The 8,989-nt window shown below is 43.2% G+C and carries 6 protein-coding genes and 1 tRNA gene; 3 read left to right on the forward strand and 4 right to left on the reverse strand.

All coding sequences use genetic code 11. From position 1 onward, the window contains the following. The 3 genes from AT710_08135 to AT710_08145 all read right to left on the reverse strand — a co-directional run bounded on the left by AT710_08135 (position 1) and on the right by AT710_08145 (position 3,721). A tRNA-Leu gene (locus AT710_08135) sits at positions 1 to 88 on the reverse strand. A 461-nt stretch (positions 89 to 549) separates the two neighbouring features. Beyond that, positions 550 to 1,041 carry a hypothetical protein gene (locus AT710_08140; GenBank protein KUO90860.1) on the reverse strand — a complete coding sequence of 164 codons (492 nt, stop codon included), beginning with the start codon at positions 1,039 to 1,041 and terminating at the stop codon, positions 550 to 552. 217 nt (positions 1,042 to 1,258) lie between these two features. Then, entirely contained in the window at positions 1,259 to 3,721 is a 2,463-nt protein-coding gene (locus AT710_08145; protein KUO90861.1) for a hypothetical protein, read from the reverse strand. Between the two features lie 361 nt (positions 3,722 to 4,082). On the opposite strand from AT710_08145, the gene AT710_08150 reads away from it, so the two are divergent. The 3 genes from AT710_08150 to AT710_08160 all read left to right on the forward strand — a co-directional run bounded on the left by AT710_08150 (position 4,083) and on the right by AT710_08160 (position 6,384). Then, on the forward strand, positions 4,083 to 4,886 hold the full coding sequence (locus tag AT710_08150; GenBank protein ID KUO90862.1) for an electron transfer flavoprotein subunit beta: 804 nt from the start codon (positions 4,083 to 4,085) through the stop codon (positions 4,884 to 4,886). A 44-nt stretch (positions 4,887 to 4,930) separates the two neighbouring features. Then, positions 4,931 to 5,791, forward strand: coding sequence for a hypothetical protein (locus tag AT710_08155; GenBank protein ID KUO90865.1), 861 nt, complete (start codon positions 4,931 to 4,933; stop codon positions 5,789 to 5,791). An 11-nt stretch (positions 5,792 to 5,802) separates the two neighbouring features. Next, complete coding sequence (locus AT710_08160) at positions 5,803 to 6,384, forward strand: hypothetical protein (protein ID KUO90863.1); 582 nt, start codon at positions 5,803 to 5,805, stop codon at positions 6,382 to 6,384. Here AT710_08160 and AT710_08165 read toward each other — a convergent pair. After that, positions 6,355 to 8,817: a hypothetical protein gene (locus AT710_08165; protein KUO90864.1), complete on the reverse strand. Its 2,463-nt coding sequence runs from the start codon at positions 8,815 to 8,817 to the stop codon at positions 6,355 to 6,357. The genes AT710_08160 and AT710_08165 overlap by 30 nt on opposite strands. Between the last annotated feature and the right edge of the window lie 172 nt (positions 8,818 to 8,989).

Here is an 8,989-nt window from a genome sequence, read left to right on the forward strand (position 1 = left end):
TGGTGCGGGGGGTGGGATTTGAACCCACGCAGGCCTACGCCAACGGGACCTAAACCCGCCCCCTTTGACCATGCTCGGGTACCCCCGCTCATGATCCTTGCCCGGCAATCCATTTAAATTTTACCGCTGAGGAATTCCTATTTAAGAAAAACCGATTTGCTCTAGAGCATTGAACTAATGGGGTATCAACTCGGCTCCATCTATTGCGCATTTTCCCCGCATTTTCTTTGCGCAGGTGGGGCAGTACATGGTGCCGCATTTAGAGCAAGTATAGTAATCATCCGCCTTATAAATCCTCTTGCCGCATCTCCAACACCTACCGAGCATCAGTGTCTTAGGTACATACGCCATATGCGGCACCCTACTTCAACTGTATTTTAAAGATTATCGTTAACATAAATACAAGAACACTGATTCTCTAGGATAAAAAATAAAAATGCACCAGGCAATGCTTGATCGAGGGGCCGTAGTCTAGCTTGGTTAGGGGGNTCAACCCGACTAAGACGCACGGCTCGGGCCTACATGGCGGGAACTGGGCAGCTGCTCCATTTAGAATCCCCGCCCCTCATCTATATTTACATCGATCTCCTCGCCGAGCGACTTAATCATCTCTTTCTCTTCAGTGGTCACCCCCATCACCTCCATATCCACTAGCATTCTAGCCAGCTCAACAGCAATGTCTCGTATTGACACTATGCCCTCGAGGAAGCCATTCTCATCCACTACAGGTAGGTGCCGTATTTGGTGCTTGGCCATGATGTGAATTGCCTTTAGGATGCTGGCGTCCCTTGTTATAGTTATTGGGGACCTAGTCATCACGGATCCGACCTTAAGTGATTGAAGAGAGCCAGGGCTGGAGTTAACTGCCTTAACTATGTCCCTCTCAGTGAGTATGCCTATGGGAGTCTCGGTCTCATCAGTAACCAATACAACGCTTATCTTATGCTCCATCATCAGCTTCACGGCAAGTAATAGGAGATCCGACTCATTTACTGTGACTGTTATTTCACGCATTACATCGCTGACTCGAGATAACTCCACATAATCTAGAAATAATAGTTATTTTTAATCTTTTCTAGAACTATCCCCAAAATCCCTTGGAGGACACCCAAAAATGGCTTCCCCACCTATCCATGCTGAATCATTCATGTCGACTTGCTTTACTGCACTCGCTCGCAAGAATTCCGTCAATAAATTGCATAGCAAAGCAACAGAAAGTTATTTTGCATCTATTGCTTTGAAACTTTAGGTTTATGGATTAACCTATTTCTATCATCGTGAACTTGCCGCCTATTCTGAATGCAGTGAATGGCGTTCCAAGTCCTTCAAAGAACTTGGAGAACATTTCATAATAGTGAAGCCTCAGTCCTTGGATGAATGTTAAGAAGCCCTCGCCCAAGGCAATTAGGAGATTTAATGCCACGAATACTATGAAGCCGGCTGGATTAGTCAATCCGCCAAGCGTATCCACTAGGCCTATGGACATGGCTGTTAAAAGGGAATGAACTAGAGCAACTATGCCGAGCCTCATGAATGATATCACATTGGCTAATGCCGCCAGTATGCCTTCTATTGCGAATGCTATTATCAATTCGCCCATATCAAGCTTCTCATGCCTATATTTATACCTAACATAGCCTATCGATGCGCCGAACATTATTATGCCAATGATGAAGAGGGAAATATCCACTACATACATGGATCTTATGTAACTATAAATTGGTTGATAAAGTATTGGAACCAGGCCGACCGACATGAATGTCAGGGCTGCGCCTATGAACACTATGATCGTGGATGTCAATATTATCCCATCCAATACATGTCCCAGCCTAATCTTATTTATCACAGTTAGTATTAAAGCAAATGTTAGAATGATTAATCCAAATAATATGGCTGCGGTGAATGTATAGTCTATCCAATCCATGGATGGGGATAAACCAGTTCCTGCCGTTAATTCTATTATGTGGAGACCAGTAAGCGTGGGTATTAGATCAAGCCCAAAGAACTCGCCTGAATATATCACTGAGAATATGATGGCCATTATTCCCATCAACATGAATATCAAGCCCCAAGTACTATACTTGCCGCCGAATATGCCTCGCATAAATGAATTATTTCCCCTATATCTATACTTATANAGCGCCAANCCCATTAATAGCACCAGCAATCCATGACCGGCATCCGGAAACATCCAGCCGAAGAATATTGGGAAGAAGAATGCAGCAATCGGCACTGGACTCACCTCCCTATATTCCGGAACGCCATACATGTATACNATGTTCTTAAATGAATCGACTATTGATGGGTATGATTCGCTGGTTGGCGCCTCCCTTGTATTCACAGTGGTTAACTGCATTACTTTAGAGAACTTCCTAACCTNCGCATCAATGGCCAATATGGAGAATATCTTGAACAAGGCATCATCAAACTTATCGGCGTTACGCTTCACCACGTATCCCCGGAGAGTAACTACCCTACCGCTCCGTATTTCCCTAGCCTTATCAACCCCGAAATTCGATACTTGATTATATGAATCAATCATCCGCTGCAGCTCCCCGCTTAGCTCCTCAAGCTTTCGTTGGGCCTCTTCCTTCTGCTTCTCCATTACCTTAATGCCATCATCCACATTAGCCAGCAAGTCGGTGGGCACCTCTATTGCATTTATCTTGAGCTGATCAGGTGGATTCACGGCCACATATGCATAGCGACCGCCCATGTTTATGTCGTACCCCGGTAATCTCTCTAATTCAGGCGGGACCCCATCCTTGACCAGGAAGACTTTATACCTAATGGCTCCTAGCTTAATCGAGTTGATGTTATTTCTTTTCAATTCATATAAGAAATCAATCATTTGGTTCAACTCATCCACTCGCTTCCTTAATTCGCCTATTGATTCCCTCAACATATCTATCCTGGATAGGAATTCACCGCCCTCCTCGAAGGCATTGCCGGTATATGTCTTGAATATGTCTGATATGGATGAGGCTAACTCTATTAGTGATGCGGCGCGGATAGTTTCTCGCTGTATGAATTCCCTTAACGCCGCCTCAGCAGCCTCCTTCTCCCTCCTCAATTTAACTAACGATTCATTGGCTTTAGTTAAATCTACGTTGATGAAGTCATATACCTCAGCATTAAATAACCTCAATGAGCTGCTCACGGATGAGGCTAGCCAACTTGGATAAAGCACGGCTAGACTAGTGCGTCCCTGATCCTGAGCAATCACAGTAGTTACGGCATTAATTGATGACAATGCCTTCTCTGCTTCGCCTAGATCCTTTGTAGAAATCCTGGCTACAGTCACTGAGAAATGCTTTAAGTCACTTGGCAATGATTTCAAGACATTAGATGCAGCTAACATTATGGATTGCCTATCTATCTCTATANATGCATTATTAATTTGGTCCTGGAACTGTTTTATTCTAAGCATGAAATTGCTTAGGTCGTCATATACCTTAATTAACATGTCACTAAACGACTTAAACCTATATTGATTAATAGACGTAGGCTCCACTTCTGGAAGCAATTGCTTCAACTCCCTCGACGCTTCCTCCACGTACTTTACCTTATCGTAAATATCTTGAGGTATGGGCGGAGACGGCATCTCTGGAGGCCTAGACATGAACATGAAAACGCCGATTTCGCCAATCTTGGCAATGACATCAAGCGCGGATTCAAACGGCACAGATATCCTATACTCAACTACTCGCTCAATAGGCATATGCTTCTGTCAATAACTAAGGGGGNTTTTAAGATTAATCCATGTAGAGGAAACATCATGTTAACCAAGATCACCATCTCTTAATACAAGCTGACGCATCATTAGAAAGGAGCCTTGTCCTAGCCTTACAATGCCCATTTTAGTACTTATTCTACACTAGTGAACAACCCCACGGTGGGCATTAATGGATTGTACAATAGAAGCATTTAAACGTTTCTATAAGGGGGCCATTCCCACCTCGCGGGTCTTCCGCCCCCTTAACCCTTGTTAAGATAAAACATTTCCAAATTAAGCAGTACTAGGACACCTAAAAGCCGTAAAGGCAAATTTTATAAGTGCCTATTTTCTAGCTATTCTACATATGAATATAGTGGTTCTAGTAAAGCCCGCTCTAGATACAAGTAACTTGAGAACAGCCGCTAATAAAATAATGATCGAGGACACTCCATTAAAGATAAGTGATATAGATAGGAACGCGGCCGAGGAAGCCATTAGAATAAAGGAAAAAACCAAGAGCGGGAAAACGATTGCAGTAATGATATCTAAGTATCCACCTACTACAAAAAGGGCGGGGGAAGTCGAGAACCTTGGGCGAGAAGTGCTAGCAATGGGAATTGATGAAGCCATAGTTGTGGTCGATGATGGGCTAATAGGCACTGATCAAACGGCCACGGCGAAGACAATAAGCGAGGTGCTCAAACGGAAAATAGGGCAATTCGATCTAATAATTGGGGGGGAAGCAACAATAGATGGCTATAGTAGTCAAGTGCCTGCACGGGTAGCCGCTGAACTAGGAATACCAATAGTGACTTACGTGAGGGAAATAACGCAGTTAGGCAATGACAATATAACCGTGAAGAGGGATCTAGAGGATGAGGTTCAAGTCATAAACACCAAGTTGCCGGCCGTGATTACAGTAACTAGGGAAATAAATACTCCCCGAATACCTCCGCTGCTCCAAATACGGATGGCCATGAAGAAGCCGCTGACCAAGTTATCCCTGACAGATCTAGGGCTCTCGATTCAGTCCAAAATAAAAACCACATCACTGAAGCCCCTCCAGATTCAACGCAAGAAGATAATAATAGAGAGCGGCACCGTTGAGGAGAAGGCAGATAAATTAATTCAGTACTTGGCGCAAGAAGGCATATTAACGCCGAGGTGATTGAAGTGATAGGGATATTCTCATTCCAATCAACCCTCGACATAATGGGACTAGCCCAGAGACTTAACGATGAAACCACAGTGTTCCTGTTAAATGGAGATGAACAAGCGATTAACCAGGCTGGAAAATATGGAGCAAGTAAGGTTATTAATATAGAGTGTGGATCAATCTGCGATCCAGCAGCTCTCTACCAAGCTATATCCAGCGACTTAAGTAATGCTAAATACTTGATATTCCCAGCTACTANGGATGGGAAAACAATTGCGGCATATATTGCGGGTAAATTGGGGATACCTAATGTGGTTGACATAGTTGATGTAATGGGCCCCGGCAAGTTCTCTAAGTACTCCATGGGGAACAGGGGAGCTGAGGAGGTGGAGGTCGACGGCATGGCTGCCCTGGTTGTTCAACCCAAGAGATTTCAACCAAGTGAGAAGCCGACTCAGCCAAGCATTGAAAAGAGAATCGCAAAGCCCATAATTGGCCTTGTGGGAAAGGAGGAGAAGCCAAAGGGGTCGCTTAAAATAGAGGATGCGGAATTAATAGTATCGGTTGGTCGTGGCTTTAAGAAGCAGGATGACCTTAAGATAGCCTTTGAGTTAGCTGAGGTGCTGGGTGCTCAAGTGGGGTGCTCTAGGCCAATAGCTGCTGATTTGAAGTGGTTATCGGAGGATCATTGGGTTGGCTTAAGCGGCCACAAGGTTAGGCCGAAAATGTATATGGCTATAGGGATATCCGGTCAACCACAACACATAGCTGGCATGCTTGAGTCCAGAATAGTTGTGGCCGTGAATAGCGATAAGAATGCACCGATATTCCAATACGCAGATTACGGAGTGGTTGAGGACTTATATAAATTCGTGCCGATCCTCAAGGAGAAGCTTCGCAAGGCGTTAGGCAAGTAATGATTAAATTCGTGGCCCCAAAAATCAGGTTTAGCTGTGTTCTCTGCGGCGAGTGCTGTAGGCGTTACTGGATAACCGTTACCTTGGATGATTTAGCGAATATATATCTTAATCTCGGCTTGCTGCCCAGCAGAGTCGCTGCGCTTTATCCAAAGGCCGTAGCGGGGGATTGGGGTTACCCAGCAGTTAAGCTAAGCGATGGGCGTGAGTATTACTTGGTTCTACGTAAGAAGATTGATGGTTCCTGCATATTCACTAAATGGATGAATGGGGAATTGGTGTGTTCAATACATGATTATAAGCCGCTCACTTGTAGGTATTATCCATTTATTTATAGGCCTGGTCCAGTGATTACCATGGAGCTATATGATGGAGCCATTGGTTACTGCCCTGGGATAGGTAAGGGGAATTATTATGACTTAAGCAGGGAGGCAGCTACCGTATCCTTATCGATCAGCTCCAAAAAGAGACTAGAGGAATTCGTGAATAAATGGAATAAGGAGGAGGCAGATAGAGGCAATTTATCCGCATTCATGAAGAGACTAGATGGGGAGGTAATTAGGCTAGCCGCGGCTAGGGCTTCTTCTTCTTAGGAAGAACTTTTCCGTCGCTATGGCTGTCAATATTCCAAGGAGAAGCATGAGGGGGTATACAATGAATGAGTACATCGGTATTCCCATTAGTCCCGNCATTACATTTATCATTATTGGTCCTCCTTGGGCTTCCCCAAAATATTCATTGCCTAAATAATTTAACGATATGGTCATTGATTTATTCAGCAATAATCGTATTATAGATCCATTATTAATCAAGAGCGCTCTTTGGATCGTATTATTTCCATTTTTAATAACTAGGATCGCGGCCGCATTTGTTGGGAGCGAAACATTGCTTCTGATCAATACATCCAGAGCCATGTATTGCCCAGCAACTCCATAATATAATGATGGCTTTAACTCTATTATGGGCGTGGCCTTATATATCTTGATTATCTCGGTTGAGTAACATGGATTATAATTTGGATTCCCTTGCCAAGACGCATTAATCAAGTAATTCCCCGGCAGTCTAGGCATAAACGATATGCTGAATGAACCGCTCGTTCTAATCGTATCCAAGTAAGAGCCATTGACTGTTACCTCCAGCGTGGCAGTTATGTTTGGTTTTATAAATCCCCGCACATTGAGCTGTGACCCCACAATGCTTGTGACCCCTATTAGAGAAATGCGGCAATTAGCCCTCTCCACATGCGCCACTACTTGGGTTATTGATGGGGAGTAATTGGTGTTACCTAAGTATTGGGCAACGATTATGTAGCTACCCGTGGAGGGAGGAGTAAAGAGAAGTGATAATTTAGTTCCATTCCTTGTAAGAAATAATGTGTTATTTATGAATAAATTAATTATTCCAGCAGCTGAGGCAGGTGATAGCGTTGCGTTTATCAACATGGATTCCCCATATGTTATGTGAGTGGAGTTAATCCAAATATGGAGAACGGGAGAAGCTTGCTGCACTAGGAACGTTGTGGTGTTCTGTATTGGTATTGGAGCCAGGGATACGAATTTCGCAGTAACCATGTAAATACCCGTTGAGTTGGGCATTAATCTAAGCGATAATGCACCTTCGGAATTAGTTCTTCCTAAGTAACTGATCAATGGTTCGCCTCCTTTAGTCACCAATACCTGTATCTCAGCCGAATTGATGNGCTTACCCATGAATCTTAAGTGAATCGTCAAATTCTCTTCCTCTCCGAAAGTTATGGATTGGCCAGTTATGGTTATGCTGGGCACAGTTGAATTAATTATCATTGATGAATTATAAGGTCCATAAGTATATCCACCGTAATCCACGGCTTGATAGGTCAATGATACTGATCCTGCGCCTATAGAGTATGGGGTTACATTTAATGGCATTATTCCCGGATACTTAAGCACGTAATTAATCAATGGAACNGTAACTCCAATTCCGCCCGTGGGCCTAACCAGGACGTATTTTATCAATGATTGATTGAATGATATCGCCACATCCATGATCGATGCAATGCCGACCGGTAGAGTATGATTTATTGGTACCAGTTTAATCGTGGGGGGAATCGCTNTCACTGAAAAACCAATCGTGTCTATACTGCATGACCCATACATAAATGCAACACGACCTAAGTATTTACCTGGATCAGAAAATAGGGCTGTGAATCCCTCTCCACCGTTGCTGTACGTAACTATGGATCTAATGCCGGGAATCTGTGGATTAATCGCGTAATTTATATGTATGGAGTGCATCGTAGATACCACTACCTGAGTAGCATTGGCCAGGGTTTCAGTGTAGTTACCGTAACTATATGATACGGTTATGCTCGGTGTTCGTTTAATCACAAATGAGTTGTAGGAAGCCAATAATTCACCATTATAAACAACATAAATCCCAACCGTGTTATTGTAATTGTTTAATTGAATCACACGACTAATCTGTAAGGTATCATTTATGAGAAATCGCGATATTTGTGATTGGCTATTTACTGATACGATTATCGTGGCGTTAAGCGGCGCCACAGCTGAAACTGTGAAGTTAAGCGTTCCAATTGAATATAGAGTGGTGGCAGGGAGCGACTGTATCACGCCGCAAGTAGATAATGATATATTAGTTATAGATGGTGGAACCAACGATAAAGTGAAGTTACTGGAGGCTAAGGCAATGCTCCCCTCATAAACATATATGGAGGCAACATATGAACCAAATGGCAACGAGACCGGTAAGTTAACAATAGTTGATCCGTTAATAATCACTTCGCGACTCATCGAGACATTACCGGCTTTGAAGACTAGCGTTGCGTTAAGTGGAACCGATGAGTTAAGCGGGATGCTTAATGTAAAATTATTAACAGGAACACTTAATTCACCTGAATGTTCAGGTATATTGAATGAACCGTAATGAGCGGATACATTACCTATATGCACAACCCTAGGCAATGCAGCGTGCATGATTAGCGTGAGCGCCATCATGACCAGCATCAACCAGATAAGGCTAATCCGCATGCGAATCAGCTATATAATATCATATTAAAACCTTGCTCATATTTATTAATTGAATCCCATGAAGGGAAAGGTATTTAACTCATGAATTAAGTTAATTAGCAATAAAAATGAGCGAGTTAAAAGAAACAATAAAGGCAATACTTAAGGAGGACCCAACCATAATAATGGATGC

This window comes from Thermocladium sp. ECH_B (assembly GCA_001516585.1).
GTDB lineage: Archaea > Thermoproteota > Thermoprotei > Thermoproteales > Thermocladiaceae > Thermocladium.

Excerpts from the sequence above, each read along its gene's own strand:
- AT710_08150 (KUO90862.1), top strand. The coding sequence starts at position 4,083 with ATGAATATAGTGGTTCTAGTAAAGCCCGCTCTAGATACAAGTAACTTG.